The sequence below is a fragment of the Micromonospora sp. RL09-050-HVF-A genome (assembly GCF_019374995.1).
Classification (GTDB): Bacteria; Actinomycetota; Actinomycetes; order Mycobacteriales; family Micromonosporaceae; genus Micromonospora; species Micromonospora antibiotica.
Map to the genome: position 1 here is coordinate 4,768,429 of NZ_JAGKQP010000002.1, position 15,929 is coordinate 4,784,357.

At 69.8% G+C, this 15,929-nt stretch carries 14 protein-coding genes; 8 read left to right on the forward strand and 6 right to left on the reverse strand.

Annotated features, from left to right (window positions below; genetic code table 11):
- Positions 1-112: 112 nt before the first annotated feature.
- Complete coding sequence (gene rfbA, locus J7462_RS21060; RefSeq protein ID WP_219465654.1) at positions 113-1,006, reverse strand: glucose-1-phosphate thymidylyltransferase RfbA; 894 nt, start codon at positions 1,004-1,006, stop codon at positions 113-115.
- 528 nt (positions 1,007-1,534) lie between these two features.
- Here rfbA and J7462_RS33385 point away from each other — a divergent pair.
- From J7462_RS33385 to J7462_RS21100, 8 genes are all read left to right on the forward strand, one after another.
- The gene (locus J7462_RS33385; RefSeq protein ID WP_219465656.1) at positions 1,535-2,404 is read left to right on the forward strand and encodes a helix-turn-helix transcriptional regulator; all 870 of its coding nucleotides are present in this window, start codon (positions 1,535-1,537) and stop codon (positions 2,402-2,404) included.
- Between the two features lie 31 nt (positions 2,405-2,435).
- Positions 2,436-3,200: an SDR family NAD(P)-dependent oxidoreductase gene (locus J7462_RS21070; protein ID WP_219465658.1), complete on the forward strand. Its 765-nt coding sequence runs from the start codon at positions 2,436-2,438 to the stop codon at positions 3,198-3,200.
- 444 nt (positions 3,201-3,644) lie between these two features.
- Positions 3,645-4,766, forward strand: coding sequence for an acyltransferase (locus tag J7462_RS21075; RefSeq protein WP_219465659.1), 1,122 nt, complete (start codon positions 3,645-3,647; stop codon positions 4,764-4,766).
- Positions 4,767-4,820: 54 nt separating this feature from the next.
- The gene (locus J7462_RS21080; RefSeq protein ID WP_219465660.1) at positions 4,821-5,945 is read left to right on the forward strand and encodes a glycosyltransferase; all 1,125 of its coding nucleotides are present in this window, start codon (positions 4,821-4,823) and stop codon (positions 5,943-5,945) included.
- Between the two features lie 93 nt (positions 5,946-6,038).
- The gene (locus J7462_RS21085) at positions 6,039-6,824 is read left to right on the forward strand and encodes a 2,3-dihydro-2,3-dihydroxybenzoate dehydrogenase (protein ID WP_219465662.1); all 786 of its coding nucleotides are present in this window, start codon (positions 6,039-6,041) and stop codon (positions 6,822-6,824) included.
- A gap of 24 nt (positions 6,825-6,848) precedes the next feature.
- A complete protein-coding gene (locus J7462_RS21090; RefSeq protein WP_305072054.1) occupies positions 6,849-7,559 on the forward strand; it encodes an isochorismatase family protein in 711 nt (236 codons plus the stop codon).
- A complete protein-coding gene (locus J7462_RS21095) occupies positions 7,526-9,478 on the forward strand; it encodes a chorismate-binding protein (RefSeq protein ID WP_219465666.1) in 1,953 nt (650 codons plus the stop codon). The genes J7462_RS21090 and J7462_RS21095 overlap by 34 nt, the downstream gene beginning before the upstream one ends.
- A 26-nt stretch (positions 9,479-9,504) precedes the next feature.
- On the forward strand, positions 9,505-10,707 hold the full coding sequence (locus tag J7462_RS21100; protein ID WP_219465667.1) for an FAD-dependent monooxygenase: 1,203 nt from the start codon (positions 9,505-9,507) through the stop codon (positions 10,705-10,707).
- A 14-nt stretch (positions 10,708-10,721) separates the two neighbouring features.
- Here the strand turns inward: J7462_RS21100 and J7462_RS21105 are convergent, their stop codons facing one another.
- The 5 genes from J7462_RS21105 to J7462_RS21125 all read right to left on the reverse strand — a co-directional run bounded on the left by J7462_RS21105 (position 10,722) and on the right by J7462_RS21125 (position 15,879).
- Positions 10,722-11,768: a hypothetical protein gene (locus tag J7462_RS21105; protein WP_219465669.1), complete on the reverse strand. Its 1,047-nt coding sequence runs from the start codon at positions 11,766-11,768 to the stop codon at positions 10,722-10,724.
- 268 nt (positions 11,769-12,036) lie between these two features.
- The gene (locus J7462_RS21110) at positions 12,037-12,834 is read right to left on the reverse strand and encodes an ABC transporter ATP-binding protein (RefSeq protein ID WP_219470567.1); all 798 of its coding nucleotides are present in this window, start codon (positions 12,832-12,834) and stop codon (positions 12,037-12,039) included.
- A complete protein-coding gene (locus J7462_RS21115) occupies positions 12,831-13,898 on the reverse strand; it encodes an iron chelate uptake ABC transporter family permease subunit (protein ID WP_219465671.1) in 1,068 nt (355 codons plus the stop codon). The genes J7462_RS21110 and J7462_RS21115 overlap by 4 nt, the downstream gene beginning before the upstream one ends.
- Positions 13,895-14,944 carry an iron ABC transporter permease gene (locus J7462_RS21120; protein ID WP_255597821.1) on the reverse strand — a complete coding sequence of 350 codons (1,050 nt, stop codon included), beginning with the start codon at positions 14,942-14,944 and terminating at the stop codon, positions 13,895-13,897. The genes J7462_RS21115 and J7462_RS21120 overlap by 4 nt, the downstream gene beginning before the upstream one ends.
- Entirely contained in the window at positions 14,941-15,879 is a 939-nt protein-coding gene (locus J7462_RS21125) for an ABC transporter substrate-binding protein (RefSeq protein ID WP_219465673.1), read from the reverse strand. Before J7462_RS21125 ends, J7462_RS21120 begins: the two co-directional genes overlap by 4 nt.
- Positions 15,880-15,929: the final 50 nt, after the last annotated feature.

Consider the following 15,929-nt stretch of genomic DNA (forward strand, 5'->3'; position numbering starts at 1 on the left):
CCCGCCGGGCCGGCTGCGCCACCGCCGGGCCGGCTGCCTGGCAGGCGGTGGCGTCGGCGCCGGGGTCGCCCCGACGTCCCCACGCGCCAGCAGCGGCGGGGCGTGCTGCGGGTCAGGCGAAGGCCTCGAAGCCGAGAGGTTCCCGGGCGAGCAGCCCTGCCAGGTAGGTGGCCACGGCACTGCCCTCGGGATAGTTCCTCGTCAACCGGACCATCTGCCGGGTGCTGATGAAACCCATTCGCCAGGCGATCGCCTCCAGGCAGGCGACGGGCTCGTTGCGGTGCTGGAGCAACTGCACGACGTTCCCGGCGGCCAGGAGGCTGTCGTGCGTGCCGGTGTCCAACCAGACCGCTTCCGGTCCGAGACCGACGATTCTGGCCCGCCCCTCACCGAGGTAACGATTGTTGAGATCGGTTATCTCCAGTTCACCGCGGGCGGAGGGTGCGAGTGCCCGCGCGTGATCCACGACGTCGGGAGTGTAGAGATAGAGGCCGGTGACCGCCTGGTTCGATGACGGGGAAATCGGCTTCTCCGCCAGTCGGACCAGGCGCCCGTCGCGGTCCAGTTCGGCGATTCCGTACCGGGTGGGATCGGAGACGGGGTAGGTGAACAACGTGCAGCCCGACACCTGCTCGGCTTCTGCCCGAAGCAGCGGGCCCAGGTCGGTGCCGTGGAATATGTTGTCGCCCAGCACCAGGCAGACGTTCTCGTCGCCGATGAAGTCGGCGCCCAGGAGAAATGCCTCCGCCAAGCCGCCCGGCCTTTCCTGGACGGCGTACTCGATATTCAGTCCGAGTTCCGCCCCCGTCTCGAAGAGTTGTTGGTAGAGCGACAGGTGGTCAGGGGTGGAGATGATCAGGACGTCCCGGATGCCGGTAAGCATGAGAACGGACAGCGGGTAGTAGATCATGGGTTTGTCGTAGACCGGCAGCAGCTGTTTGGACAGGGCCTTGGTTGCGGGCCTCAGCCGCGTACCCGAGCCGCCGGCGAGAACGATACCGCGCATATTTCAACCTCTCCAGGAGAAGATGGTCGGTGGTGAATCGCCACCAGTTGTTTCCGCCGGCACCGACTCTGTCGGCACCATTCGACCGTTTCGGTGGGGCTGTTGCGCACCCGGTCACGTCGCGGGCCGCGTGATCGAGAGAAGTCGATTGATCTTGGCTCGACGTCCGCCGTGTCTCCGGTGGTCCCGACACCCGGTGCGCCCTCGCCCGGGTGCGTGGGACCAGTGCGGGTTCGGTCAGCGGCGATTGGTCGGCGTCACTGCCGGACAGCTGCGTCCCGGGTGGCTGTTGAACATCGACGTGCTCCGGGCAAGGTGATTTCGATCATGGCCCGAGTGGATTGCCTGATGCGGCGGAGTTCTTCGCCAACTGCACCGTACCGACTCTTCTCGGCGGTGTCCTCCAGTCGTTGACGACAGCTTGTCAAAGTTACGGCGACTCATGTAGACCAATTTGTGGCCCGTAGCGGCCGTGGCCCCGGGCGGACAATGGAACGAGGAAGAGGTGGCTCGATGTGCCCTCTCACCGTGAAGGACGATCGACGTCCTTTGGAGGCCCTGCTGGACCTGCTGGAACGGCACGAAGAGGCGCAGGTCGGGGCGGCGGCTGCGATCCGGTCGGTCCGGGCGAAGGTCGCGGCCCTGGCGACATGTGGATGGCCGGTCACGGCAGGCGCCACCGGTATAGAAGAGGTGGCGGGCTGGTCGCGGATGGAAGAGTTGCTCAAGAACGCTGCGGTTCACGCCGCCGGTGAGATGATGTGGATGGATCCGCCGGCACCGGCCCAGCAGATTGTCACCGACGCCGTGAATCGCCACCGTACGGGCATTGATGCCGGGCTGGTGATCCGAGTGATCCGACAGAATACCTCCGTCGGCGCCGCACGGATCGCGGGACCATTGCAGAAAATGGCTTCGGTCAGCGTGCAGGTGCGCAGCACACAGCTCGTTCCGTTCCGTTTCCTGGTCGTCGACGACGATCTTGCCCTGATCTGGCCGACCGGTCCGGGCAATAGGATTTCCGGCCACCTGCTCGTACGACAGGAAACTGTCGTCGCGCTGCTGCGACGCGTCTTCGAGTTCTGCTGGAGTACCACCACGGAAAGCCCCACCGCCATGACGCCGGGCGTCGCACCCGACGATCGGGACCCGATCGCCCGGTACACCTCCACCGACCTCGTCGACAGCCCGTTGCGCCTGACGGAGCAGCAACTGATGATCCTGCGGCTGTGGGCACGTGGCCGGCCTGACACCGCGATCGCCCGCGAGTTGCAACTGTCGGCCCGCACCCTGCGGCGGCTCGTCTCCGCGCTGCTGCGGAGGCTGGGCACCAGCAGCCGCTTCGAGGCCGGAGTGGTGGCCGGCCGTATCGAGGGCCTGTTGGACTTTCCGTCGTAACCGATCGTCGACGACAGCTCTGGGAGAAGACATGGACAGAGGTACCACGCGCGCTGTGCTCGTCACCGGCGCCAGTCGCGGGATCGGCCGGACCATCGCCGTACGGCTCGCAACGGCGACGACCGTGGTCGCCGTCCACTACCGTCGCGACGACGCGATGGCTGCGGAGACGGTGGACCTGATACGTGACCGGGGTGGGACGGCGTTCGCCGTCCGTGCCGACTTCGCCCACGACTCGGGTCTGGACGTGCTCCTCGACGGACTGGCAGCGGGTCTCCGACACCACACCGGCGACACCGCGCTCGACGTGCTGGTCAACAACGCCGGGGTGGGCTGCCGGGCGGATGTCGCCAAACTCGTCCCGGAACAGCTCGACCGGGTGTTCGCGATCAACGTGTGTCTCCCGGTGTTCCTGGCGCAGCGGGCCCTTCCCCTGATGCGCGACGGGGGTCGGATCGTCAACATCTCCTCGCTGGCCACCCGGGTGGCGCACCCCGAGATCGTCGGTTATGCGATGAGCAAGGGGGCACTCGAGGTCTTCAGTCAGGCACTGGCCGAGCAGCTCGGTCCGCGCGGGATCACGGTGAACAGCGTCGCTCCCGGCCTCATCGACACGGAGTTTCACGGTGACCGCCTGCGGCAGCCGGGAACGGCGGCGGAGCTGGCGTCGAAGGCCGCGCTCGGCCGGATCGGTCAGGTGGACGACGTCGCCGACGTGGTCGCCTTTCTGGCGTCCGATGCCGCACGCTGGATCACCGGTCAGCGCATCGAGGTCGCCGGCGGGACCTCGCTCTGAACCGGGAGTCGCCAGGCAGTGGGCGCGGCACCCCGATCGTGCCGCTGTCGCCCGCGACATGGTGAGAATGTCCGCATCCGGCCACGACCGGCAATGGTCAGATGCGCGCCTGTACCGGTCGGCGGCGGTCTGGCAGCCTTACCCGTGAGCCGCCCACCGATCGCCCCCGGTCGCCGGCGGTTCGATGTCATCACGATTCTGGAATACCAGCGCGGCTGACCGTCGGCACTGTTGCCGCCTGCCCCGCGCACCGGCCGCCTGATGCGGTCCGCCGGGGTCGTACGCCCTGTACAGCCAACCGCGTCGAACCATGGTCGAGACCGTGCCCCGACCGGGTCGGCCGGAAGAGACCGAATGTGGTCGGTCGGTCCTCACTTCGGCGTTCACTGAGGAGATCCGTTGACTAGTGGTGCTGCGCGGCCAGGCGGTGGTCGCCTCGAATCGTTGACCGGCGCGCGATTCGTCGCCGCGTCGATGGTGTTCCTGTTTCACGTGGCGACACTGCGGCTGTTCGCCGATGGCACCGGTGTCTCCGGTGCGCTCACCTATGCGACCAAGAGCGCCGCCACCGTCGGCGTCTCCTTCTTCTTTCTCCTCAGCGGCTTCGTCCTCACCTGGTCCGCCCGGCCCGACGACACGTACCGTGGGTTCCTGCGGCGACGGCTGGTCAAGATCTATCCCAACCACGCGGTCACCTTCGGGCTGGCGATGCTCGTCTTCGCCGCCGCCTCCACACCGTGGTCCACCGCGCTGCTCAATCTGCTGCTGTTGCAGGCATGGGTGCCGAAGCCGGACGTCTTTCTCAGTGTGAACGGCCCCAGTTGGTCGCTGTCCTGCGAGTTGTTCTTCTATGCGATGTTCCCCCTGCTGCTGCCCCGGCTCGCCCGGATCAGGGCCGGGCAGTTGTGGGCGTGTGCGGCCGGCGTCGCCGGTACGGTGATCGCGTTGCCCGTGCTCGGGTCGCTGCTGCCGGCGTCACCGCGGTTCCCGGAGGGCTTCGCCGGCACCGTGCTGGCCGACCAGTCCGTCGACCAGATGTGGTTCCTCTACGCCTTTCCGCCGGTGCGGCTCCTGGACTTCGTACTCGGGATGCTGATGGCGAGGATCGTGCTGACCGGTCGGTGGGTGGGCCCGGGGCGGGGCGTCGCCTTCGCGCTGACCGTCGTCGGTTACCTGGTCGGCCTCATCGTCCCGATGACGTACACCGTCAACGCGGTCCTCATCGTGCCGTTGGCGCTGCTGGTGCCCGCACTGGCGGTGGGCGACGACCGCGAGGGCCGGTCGTGGCTGAGCAGCCCGGTCATGCGTCGGCTCGGGGAGGCGTCGTTCGCGTTCTACCTGGTGCACGAGATCGTCCTGGTCGTCATGCGGGCGGGCATCGGCTTCGACCGTGACCTCGGACGGGGTGCCGGCCTGCTCTTCGTCGCCCTCGCCTTCCTTCTCAGCCTCGGCCTGGCCGTTCTTCTCCACCGCCTCGTCGAGTCACCTGCGATGCGCCGGTGGGGCCGACCGCCGCAGGGCAAGCGCATCGAGACCGACGCCGCCGTCCGGGTCGAACCGTCGTAGCCGACGCGCCCGGCATGCCCGCTCATCCCCGTCAACGAAACGTGAGGAATCGTCATGCGCTTCTTGTTCGTCACGGGTGGGAGCCCGGCCACGGTCTTTCCGCTGACGCCGCTGGCCACCGCCGCGCGCAACGCCGGTCACGAGGTGATCGTCGCCTCGACTGAGGAGACGCTGCCCGCCATCGTCGGCGCCGGCCTGCCGGGCCTCTGCGTCTCACCGGTTCCCATCCGCCACCACATCACCACCGATCGCTCCGGCGCTGCGATCACGGAACCGACCGATCCGGAGGCTCACATGATCTACATCGGTCATGCCTTCGGCCGGTTGGCGGCGGCCTGCATCGACCCGCTGCTCGACTTCGCTGCGCAATGGCGACCGGACGTCGTGGTGGGCGGCATGCTCACCTTCGCGGCGCCGCTGCTCGCCAGCAGGTTGGGCGTACCCTACGTGCGGCACTCCTGGGACACCGGTGAACCACCTGTCGTGGATTCGGCCGCCGAACGGGAACTACGCCCGGAGCTGGAGCGCCTCGGCCTGGCCCGGCTTCCCGTTGCCGACCTCTGGATCGACATCTGCCCGCCGAGCCTGCGTCCGGCCGACGCCGGCCCGGCCCAGCCGATGCGGTTCGCACCGACGAACATGCAGCGCCCACTGGAGCCGTGGATGTACGTCCGGGGCGAGCAACGCCGCATCGTGGTGACAGCCGGTACGAAGGTCGCCCGCGGCAACTTCTTCGACTACCTGGTCGACCTCGTCGGCAAGGTGAAGACGGTCGGGGCCGAGGTCGTCGTGGCGACGCCGGCAGCGGTCAGCGACGAGCTGTCGCAACGGCTCGGTGTGCGGGCCGGCTGGTTGCCGCTCGACGTGGTGGCCCGCAACTGCGATGTGCTGGTGCACCACGGTGGCGGCGGCACGGCCCTGACCGGTATGGCATGCGCCGTGCCGCAGCTGCTGATACCGAACATGCCCAAACTCCTGGCGCCGTCGCGTCGTCTCGCCGACTCCGGTGCGGCCGTCATGCTCCTGCCGGGCGAGGACACCGCCGAGGCGATCGCGGCCGGGGTCGACCAACTGCTCCACCAGCCGATCCACCGAGAACGTGCGGCGGTGTTGGCCCAGGAGATCATGACCATGCCGTCAGCGGCCGACGTCGTGGACGTGGTGGAGAAGTTGTGCTGAGGCACCCCGACACCGTCCCGCCGGCCCGGTCAAAGGCGACGGCGTCCCGTCCGTTCCGCCGTGGAATCGACCCACTCTGGAGGACCAGCCCTCATGTATGAGGATCAGTTCCGAGGTCAAGTCGCCATCGTCACGGGTGCGGCCGGCGGTATCGGGGAGGCTGTCGTCTCCGCCCTCTGCCGGGCCGGTGCCTCGGTGGCGGCCCTCGACGTCGACGGTGACCGCCTGTCGGCGCTCTTCGGTGCCCGCGACGACGTGCCCGGCACCGTCACGCAATTCACCGCCGACGTCCGCTCCGCGGTCGAGGTCGAGGACACGGTGGCCGCAGTGGAGGAGCGACTGGGCCCCGTCGTCTTCCTGGTGAACTGTGCCGGGGTGCTGCGGGCGGCGACCGCGGTCGAGCTGACCGAGCGGGACTGGGACGACACCCTCGCGGTCAACGCCCGCGGTGTCTTCCTCATGTCGACGGCCGTCGCCAGGCGGATGACGCCGCGCCGACGGGGCAGCATCGTGACCGTGGCCTCGAACGCGGCCGGAGTACCCAGGGTGCGGATGTCCGCCTACGCCGCATCGAAGGCGGCGGCGACCGCCTACACCAAGACGCTCGGGCTCGAACTGGCCAGCAGCGGCATTCGCTGCAACGTGGTCGCCCCGGGCTCCACCGACACGGCGATGCTGCGGGGACTGTGGGGCGGTGGTGACGGCACGTCCGTGTCCGTCGCCGGTGTCCCGACCGAGTACCGCGTGGGCATCCCGCTCGGCCGCCTCACGACCGTCGCCGACGTCACCAACGCCGTGATGTTCCTGCTGTCCGACCAAGCGGCCAACGTCACGATGCACGACTTCTACGTCGACGGTGGCGCCGCCCTCGGGCGTTGACCCGTCCGGACCAGGGAGATGAACTTGGACACCACCACTACGCCGTACGCGATGCCGGACCCCTGCGAACTACCCGCCAACACGGCCGGCTGGCGGCCCGATCCGCGCCGTGCCGTGCTGCTGGTGCACGACATGCAGCGCTACTTCCTGAGGTCGTTGCCGGCCTCGGGTCAGCCCGGCGGGGCACTGATCGCGAACACCGCAGCGCTGCTGGGCCGTTGTCGACAGCTCGCGGTGCCTGTCGTCTACACCGCGCAGCCCGGGGACATGACGCAGGTCCAGCGCGGACTGCTGCGGGATTTCTGGGGCCCCGGCATGACCGCCACCGCACAGGACCGGCAGATCAGCGACGAACTGGCCCCGGGTGAGCGCGACACCGTGCTGACGAAGTGGCGCTACAGCGCCTTCCACCGCACCGCACTACTGGATCACCTCCGCGACGTCGGGCGGGACCAGCTGCTGGTGTGCGGGGTGTACGCGCACGTCGGATGCCTGATGACAGCGGTCGAGGCGTACTCCCACGACATCGAGACGTTCCTCGTCGGCGATGCGGTGGCCGACTTCTCGGCTGAACACCACCGGATGGCCCTGCGGTACGCGGCCGACCGGTGCGCCGTCGTGCTCTCCACCGAGGCCGTCCTCGCCGAGCTGGGCCAGCGGTCGGTGCCCGCAGAATCCGTCAACCCTATCGAGGGGGAGCTATGCCGTTCGACGATGGACGTTTCGCCCGGTTGATGGATCAGGTGCTGGGGGCGGAGCCGCCGGCGTTCGCCCTGTTGCATCGGCCGGAGGCCGTGGGTCGCCGGGTCGAGCTGCTCGTCGGTGACGTCGGGTGCGTGCGTACGCTGGCCGACCTGCCGTTGCCCCGGTTGACGGGGCCAGGACAGCCCCGGCACGACCTGTTGGCCATGGTGCCGTACCGGCAGCTCACCGAGACCGGGTTCGAGTGCCACGACGACGGTGCCCCGCTGGTCGCGATGACCATCCGTGAGCAGGCGGTCGGTTCGGTGGCGGCCACGTCGAGGTTGCTGCCCGACGGCGTGATAGACCTCGGCACCCCGCAGTTCGACATCGAGGACGACGAGTACGCGGAGATCGTGCGCCGGGTGCTCGTGAACGAGATCGGACACGGCACGGGTGCCAATTTCGTCATCAAACGCACACTCACCGCGCCGTTGCGCAGCTCGCCCGTCCAGACCGCGCTCACGGTGTTCAACCGGCTGCTGGCCGACGAGCGTGGCACGTACTGGACGTTCGTCATCCACACCGGCTCCCGCACGTTCGTCGGCGCGACACCGGAGCGACACCTCAGTCTCTTCGACGGCACCGCGATGATGAACCCGATCAGCGGGACCCTGCGTTACCGGCCCGGTGGACCGGCGCTGTCCGAGGTGCTCGACTTCCTGGCCGACCGCAAGGAGACCGGGGAGCTGTACATGGTCCTGGACGAGGAGTTGAAGACGATGGCCCGGGTCACCGACCGGGGCGGGCGGGTGGTGGGTCCCTTCCTGAAGGAGATGGGCAACCTGGCGCACACCGAGTACCTGATCGAGGGGTCGACGTCACTCGACGTGCGGGACGCTCTCCGCGAGACGATGTTCGCGCCGACCGTGACGGGCAGTCCGGTAGCGAACGCCTGCCGGGTGATCAGGCGTTACGAACCCGACGGGCGGGGCTACTACAGCGGCGTGGCGGCACTGTTCAGCCGGGACGTCAACGGCGGTCGCTCACTGGATTCGGCGATCCTGCTGCGTACCGTCGAGATCGTGGACAGCCGACTACGGATCACGGTCGGTGCGACGCTGGTGCGTGACTCCGACCCGAGGCTGGAAGTTCTCGAAACGCACGCCAAGGCGCAGGGTGTGTTGCGTGGACTCGGCGTGGCCCCCGGGCCCGACCGTACGGCGTCCGCCAGGTCGAGCCTCGCGGGTCACCCCGCGGTACAGGCGGCGTTGGCGGCGCGCAACACCGACCTGGCGCGTTTCTGGTTCGATGACCGGGACGGGCGCACCAGGGTGCCGCAGGTCGCGCAGCTCGTGGGGCGGCGGGCGGTGATCGTGGACGCGGAGGACTCGTTCACCGCCATGCTGGCCCATCAGTTGCGCGAGTTCGGGCTACAGGTGACCCTGTGCGGGGCCACGGAGCCGTTCCCCCGGGAAGAGGCCGACCTGGTCGTCATGGGGCCGGGCCCGGGCGACCCGAACAACCGCGACGACGTACGGATCGACCGTCTGCACACCCGCATCCGGGACCTGCTGCACGCCGGTACGCCGTTCCTGGCGGTCTGTCTCAGCCATCAGGTCCTCGGTTCGCTTCTCGGGCTCGACCTGGTGCGACGCAGACGACCCAACCAGGGCGTCCAGCGGGACATCGAGTTCTTCGGCCGGCGGGTCCGGGTCGGGTTCTACAACACCTTCGCCGTCCGCAGCGCCGACGACCATCTGTGGCCGGCCGGGGTGGGGCCGGTGGCGGTGAGCCGGGACCCGCGGACCGGTGAGGTGCACGGGTTCGTCGGTCCACACTTCCGGTCGGTGCAGTTCCATCCTGAGTCGGTGCTCAGCACGGACGGCACCTCCATATTGGCTGAGATGGCCACGTCCGTGCTGTCCGGATCCGTGCACGAACTGGCCGCCGTCGACACGTCACGTGGATGACACCGATTTCATCGCCGAGGGGCAAAGTGTCCACAATTCTCGTCGCCGGTGGCGGCATCAGCGGGCTCGCCGTGGCCCTCGGGCTGTCCCGCCAGGGCCGGCACCAGATAGAGGTCTTCGAGCGCAACGCCCAGTTCGCCGAGCTCGGAGCCGGAATTCAACTGGCCCCGAACGCCTTCCACGCACTCGACCTGCTCGGTGTGTGCGATCAGGTGCGGTCGCGGGCGGTCTACATCGACGAACTGGTCCTCAGAGACGGCCGGTCCGGGGAACGACTGGTGACTCTGCCGGTGGGGGCCGACTACCGGCGACGATTCGGTAATCCGTACGCCGTGGTCCATCGGGGTGATCTGTACGCGCCGCTGCTGGCCGCGTGCCGCGCCGAGGAACGTATCCGGCTCAGAGCCGACAGCCCCGTGGTCGGGTACCGCACCTCCGACGAGTCGGTCGTCTGCGAGCTGGCCTCCGGTGAACAGGTGGTGGGCGACGTCCTGATCGGTGCGGACGGGATCCGCTCCCGGGTGCGGCACCAGCTCGTCGGTGACGGTGAGCCCCGGGTCACCGGGCACACCATCTTCCGCTCCGTGGTCCCGACCAGCTCCGTCCCCGCTGAACTGCGGTGGAACGCGGTGTCCCTCTGGGCGGGCGAAGGTTGGCACCTGGTCTCCTACCCGATAGCGGGTGGGCGGGAGCTGAACATCGCCGCAGTTCGTGACGACGGAGCCACCCGGGCGGTCAGTGGTGAACCCGTCGACCAGCACCTCGTACCGGCCGCCTTCCCGGAGGCGGGAGGGCAGGCACGCCGGCTGCTGCACCTCGGCAGACGGTGGCGCAGGTGGGTGCTGTGCGACCGGCCGCCGGTGGCGCGGTGGGTGCAGGGGCGGGTCGTCCTGATCGGCGACGCCGCCCACCCGATGCTGCAGTACGCCGCCCAGGGCGCCGCGCTGGCGTTGGAGGACTCCGTCGTCCTCGCCCGGTCGCTGAGGTGCGACCCCGACGAGATCCCGGGCCGCCTCCTGCACTTCAACGAGGTACGCCGGGTGCGCACCTCCCGCGCGCAGGAGGCGGCGCGGTGGTTGGGCGATGAGCTGTACCACCCTGCCGGCGTCCGGGCGCGGACACGGGACGCGATGCTGAAGTCGATGACCGCCGACGATCTCATGGAGGCGGTGTCCTGGGTGCACGGTTTCCGGCTGGGCGCGCAGGAGGCGTCACCCGCACCGCCGTGACCGGCACCCGGCGGTCACCGCCACAGTGTCAGCCAGAGATCGGCTTGGAACCCGGACACTCGCGGGTCGAAGGTGACGGTGCGAATCTCGACCAGGGCGAGAGCGTCGTCGTCCGTACGTGTGCAGAGCCAGAGGCCGGACCGTGGTTCGACGACTCTGATCTTCCTGTCGGACGGGGCGGCTTCGTCGCACTCCTGCGCCGTCGAGGGTTCGTGCGGCACGGTGGCCATGCCCAGATAGAAGATCATCCGCAACGTGCCCTCGTCGCAGTAGTCGTAGAAGGCGAGGTCCCGGGCGTCGCTTGAGGTGCCCACCCCGGTGGGTCCCGTAGCGAGTGTCACGGCTGGACGGTCCGCGTCGACCGTCGACCGGGTCGCCGTGTTCTTCGTCCTCCAGTCGGAGGCGCACCGGCCGGCGACAGCCGTGAGGCGGCGCTTCTCGTACACCAGGGAGTAGTGCCTGGGCAGCTGATGCCTGACGATGACAGCTGCGAGCAGCAGCAGCAGGAGTAGTAGTAGCGCGCGGACGGTGGGGGACTTCAGAAAACGGCGGACGCCCGACTCGGACGCGATTTTCAGATAGGACTCGACGACGTCGTCCATCGTCCTCGACCTGGCCAGTTGGTCGGCGATGTGTGGCCCGTCCCAGATCTGCAGATCGATGCCGTATGCGGATCGTGCCCATTCCTGGAGTTGGTGCTGTTTGGCGATCTCCATTCCCTGGGCCAGGAAGAAGATCACCCGTTGCACCGGTCGTCCGGTGGTGCATGCTCCTTTGACGTCACTCTTGACCTTTCGCGAAAGGTCGTTCTTCTGGATCGTGCAGCAGAAGGCGAGGTCCCCGTCGGAGGAGGAGGTCTCGCTCCAGTAACTCTCGCCGTCGCGCCCCTGGTCCCCGCCGGCGCTGACCGGGCCGGTGGAGATCCGAACATTCGGGGCGATGAACTCGCGGGTCAGGTGAAAGCAGATCTGCTCAAAATCGTGATGCCCGTTCCTCTCCCCGAGCAGGGCCAGAGCGAAGCGGATCTGCGCGGCCCGATGGATCCGGTTGACGGTCGTCAAGGCAGCCGCCGGGGCCGGCGCGTCAGCAGTCGGATGAGGTGCCGCACCACAGTGGTCATCGCTCGATCTGCCCTGTCTTCTCGGGCGGCCGGAGAGGCGCCCTGCCGGATCGCCTCAACTCCTCCACCGCGCAAGGGGGTGCTACGCGTAGCCCGTGATCGTACCAACGCGGCTGCCAGCAACGGGGCCTTCGCCTCGCGTGGGAGCGGACGTGCCGGGACGGGGTGGTGGACCGGGCCGGAGCCCGGCGGCGCTGTCAGCCGACGGCTCAGCCGGCGGCCGGCTCCCGGGTGTCGGCCGGTACGACCATGGGCGCTCCGGTGACCGGGTCGGGGACCACCTGGTTCGGCATCCCGAACACCTCGGCGACGAGCCCGGCACCGACGGTCGACGCCGGGTGCCCCTCGGCCACGATCCGGCCGTCACGCATCGCGACCAGGTGGGTGGCGTACCGGGCGGCGTGGTTGAGGTCGTGCAGCACGGCCACCACGGTGCGTCCCCGGGTGACCAGGCGGTGCAGCACGTTGAGCACGTCGATCTGGTGTGCCACGTCCAGGTAGGTGGTGGGCTCGTCGAGCAGGACGAGGGGTGTCTCCTGGGCGAGCACCATGGCGATCCAGGCCCGTTGGCGTTGCCCGCCGGAGAGTTCGTCGACCCGCCGATCGGCCAGCTCGGTGGTGCCGGTGGAGTCGAGCGCCGACTCGACGGCCTCCTCATCGGCGTGGGAGAAGCGGCGCAGCACCCGCTGGTGGGCGTAGCGGCCCCGCCCGACCAGCTCGCGGACGGTGATCCCCTCGGGCGCGGTCATGGTCTGCGGCAGCAGCGCCAGCCGGCGGGCGCGTTCCTTCGCCGGCAGGGTGACCAGGTCCGATCCGTCGAGCGTGACCCGACCCTCGGCGGGGCGGAGCAGCCCGGACAGCGCCCGCAGGAGCGTCGACTTGCCGCACGCGTTGGGCCCGATGAGCACGGTGAACGAGCCGTCGGGCACGGCGAACGACAGGTCGGCGCTGACGGTCCGCTGGTCGTACCGGAGGGTGACGTTCTCGGCCCGCAGCCGCGCGGTCAGCTGGTCGACCATCGGGTCCTCCTGATCTCGTGGACGAGCAGCCAGAGCAGGTACGCGCCGCCGAGGGTGACCGTGACGACCCCCACCGGCACGGTCAGCGGGATCACGTGTTGGGCGATCAGGTCGGCGCCGAGCAGCAGCAACGCCCCGACCCCGGCGGTGGCGGCGAGTGGCAGGCCCGGTGCCCGGACGAGACGACGGGCGATCTGCGGGGCGGCCAGGGCGACGAAGGAGATCGGGCCGGCGACGGTGGTGACGGCGCTGACCAGGGCGACCGCGATGACCACGAGGACTGCGCGGTTGCGGTCGACCGCGACTCCGCTGGCGGCGGCGACGTCGTCGCCCAGTTCCAGTTGGGCCAGGGCCGCCGCCCACAGTGGGGTGACGGCCAGCAGCACCAGGATGATCGCGGCGGCCGGCCAGACCACGTCGGCGGTGGCCGTGTTGAGCGAACCGGCGCCCCAGGCGGCGGCGAACAGCGCCGTCTCCAGGTCGGCGCGCAGCAGCAGCCAGGTGTTGGTGGCGGCGAGCATCGAGGAGACGCCCACCCCGACGACGATGAACCGGAACCCGGAGAGCCCGTCCCGATAGGCGAGCAGGTAGATCGCCAGCGCCGCCAGCAGGCCACCGGCGAGTGAGCCGAGCATCAGCAGGTGCCAGCCGCCGCCGAGCAGCAGCAGGGCGGTCAGCATGCCGGTGAACGAGCCGTTCGCCAGGCCGATGATGTCCGGGCTGGCCAGCGGGTTGCGGGTGATGGTCTGGAAGATCGCCCCGGCGACGCCGAGCGCCGCGCCGAAGGCGACGGCCGCGGCGATGCGGGGCAGCCGCCACTCCAGCACGACGGTGCGGGTCAGCCCGCCGATCCGGCCGCCGAGCACGCCGAGCACCTCGTCGAGGCGGAGCGGGAAGTCGCCCAGCCAGAGGCCGACCACCGCCAGCGCCGCGACGACGAGCGCGGCGGCGGCGCAGACGGCGGCTTCGCGTACGCCGACGGTCACGTGCCGATGGTCGGTGCCGAGCAGCAGCCGGCGACCCCCGGCGGTGCGGCGGACCGGCCGGTTCACAGCGCGGTCGCCCGTCGGCGTCGGGCCAGCGCGATCAGCACCGGAGCACCGACGAACGCGGTGACGATGCCGACCGGCATCTCACTGGGCAGCACGGCGATCCGGCCGAGCACGTCGGCCAGCAGCACCAGCATCCCGCCGGCCAGCAGCGACCCGGCGAGGATGCGGCGCTGGTCGGTGCCGACGCCCCAACGCACCAGGTGCGGCACCACGAGCCCGACGAACGAGATGGGGCCGGCGATGGCGCTGGCCCCACCGGCGAGCAGGGTCACCGCACCGAGCACGAGCAGCCGGGTCCGGACCAGGCTGACGCCCTGGGCGGCGGCCAGGTCGGGGCCGAGCGCGAGCGCGTTGAGGCTGCGGGCCGCGACCAGCGCGGCGAGCAGCCCGGCCACGATCAGCGGGAGCACCGGCAGCAGCACTGCGGTGTCACGTTCGAGCAGGCTGCCGGCGTTCCAGCCGCGCATCCGGTCGAAGGTGTCGGGGTGGGTGAGGGTGATCCCGGTGGTCAGGCCGGCGAGCACGGCACCGGTCGCCACCCCGGTCACCAGCAGCCGGGTGGGGGTGGCCCGCAGGTCGGCGGCACCGCCGACGGCGTACACGGCGGTGGCGACCAGGAGCGCGCCGAGCAGGGCGAGCCACATGTAGCCGGCCGGCGAGGTGATCCCGAAGAAGGCGATGCCGGCGGCGACGAACGCGGCGGCACCGGCGTTGACGCCGAGGATTCCCGGTTCGGCGAGCGCGTTGCGGGTGAACGCCTGCATCAGCGCGCCCGCGACCCCGAGGCCGGCTCCGACGAGTAGCCCGGCGAGGGTGCGCGGGAGGCGCTGCCCCCAGACGACGTACTGCGCGGTGTCGCTGCCCGCGCCCCGCAGCGCCGCCCAGACGTCCGCCGGGGGCACCGGGTTCGCGCCCACGAAGACCGACAACACCACCGACCCGACGAGTACGACGACCGCCCCGACCAGCCACCGCCGGGTGGTACGCCGACGCGCGGCACGGCCGGTGGTCGGCCGTACCGCGCGGGCGGGTGTGGTGGCGGTCAACTCGACGCGGTGAGGATGCGTTCGAGGTCGTCGAGGACGGCCTGCCCACCGACCGTGCCGACCCCGGTGATCCAGAAGGACTGGTCGACGAGGTGCAGGCGAGGGAAGGCGGCGGCGTTGGCGGTGACCGAGGCGGGGATGGTGCTGCGGTCGTTGACGTCGACGGTGGTGACGAAGACGTGGTCGGCCTTGGCCTCCAGCACCCGTTCCGGGGAGACGTCGACCGAGATGGAGTTCTCCCAGTCGCGCTCGGGGGTCTTGAAGCCGACGCACTCCAGTGCGCTGCCCGCGAACGAGGTGGGGCCGTAGAGGGTGAGGACGCCGTCGCGGGGGCGGATGAGCTGCGCGCTCTTGCCGGCGGTACCGAACTTCCTGGCGATGTCCGCGCACCGCTGCCGGAAGTCGGTGAGCAGCTTGTCGGCGGAGTCCGCGCCGCCGAGCGTGGTGGCGGTGAACTTCACGTTGTCCTGCCACGGGTCGGCCTGGGACGCCATGAACACGGTCGGGGCGACGTCGGTGAGCTGCTGGTAGAGGGCGGAGTGCCGGGATTCGGTGCCGATGATCAGGTCGGGCTTGAGGGCCGCGATCTTCTGCACGTTGGGTTCCTGGACGGTGCCGACGGTGGTGATGCCGGCGGCCTTGTCGCCGAGGTACTTGGGCACGCCGGCGGCCTCGTTGAGTACGGCCGCGCCGACCGGGGTGAGCTGCAACGCGATGGCGGTGTCGAGCTGGACCGGTTCGAGGACGACGACCCGGGTCGGCTTGTTCGGCACGGCGGTCTTGCCACGCGCGTGCTCGACGGTCCTGGTGTCGCCGACGCTGCCCGCCGGCTCGGAGTCGTCGGAGCCGCAGGCGGCCACGGCGAGCACCGCCGCCGAGGCGACGGTGAGGGCGAGGAGGCGTCGGCGGAGTGTTCGAGGGGTCGGCGTACGCATGGTGCGAGGTTCCCGTCTGGCTACTTACAGTGATTATTCACTAACATTTT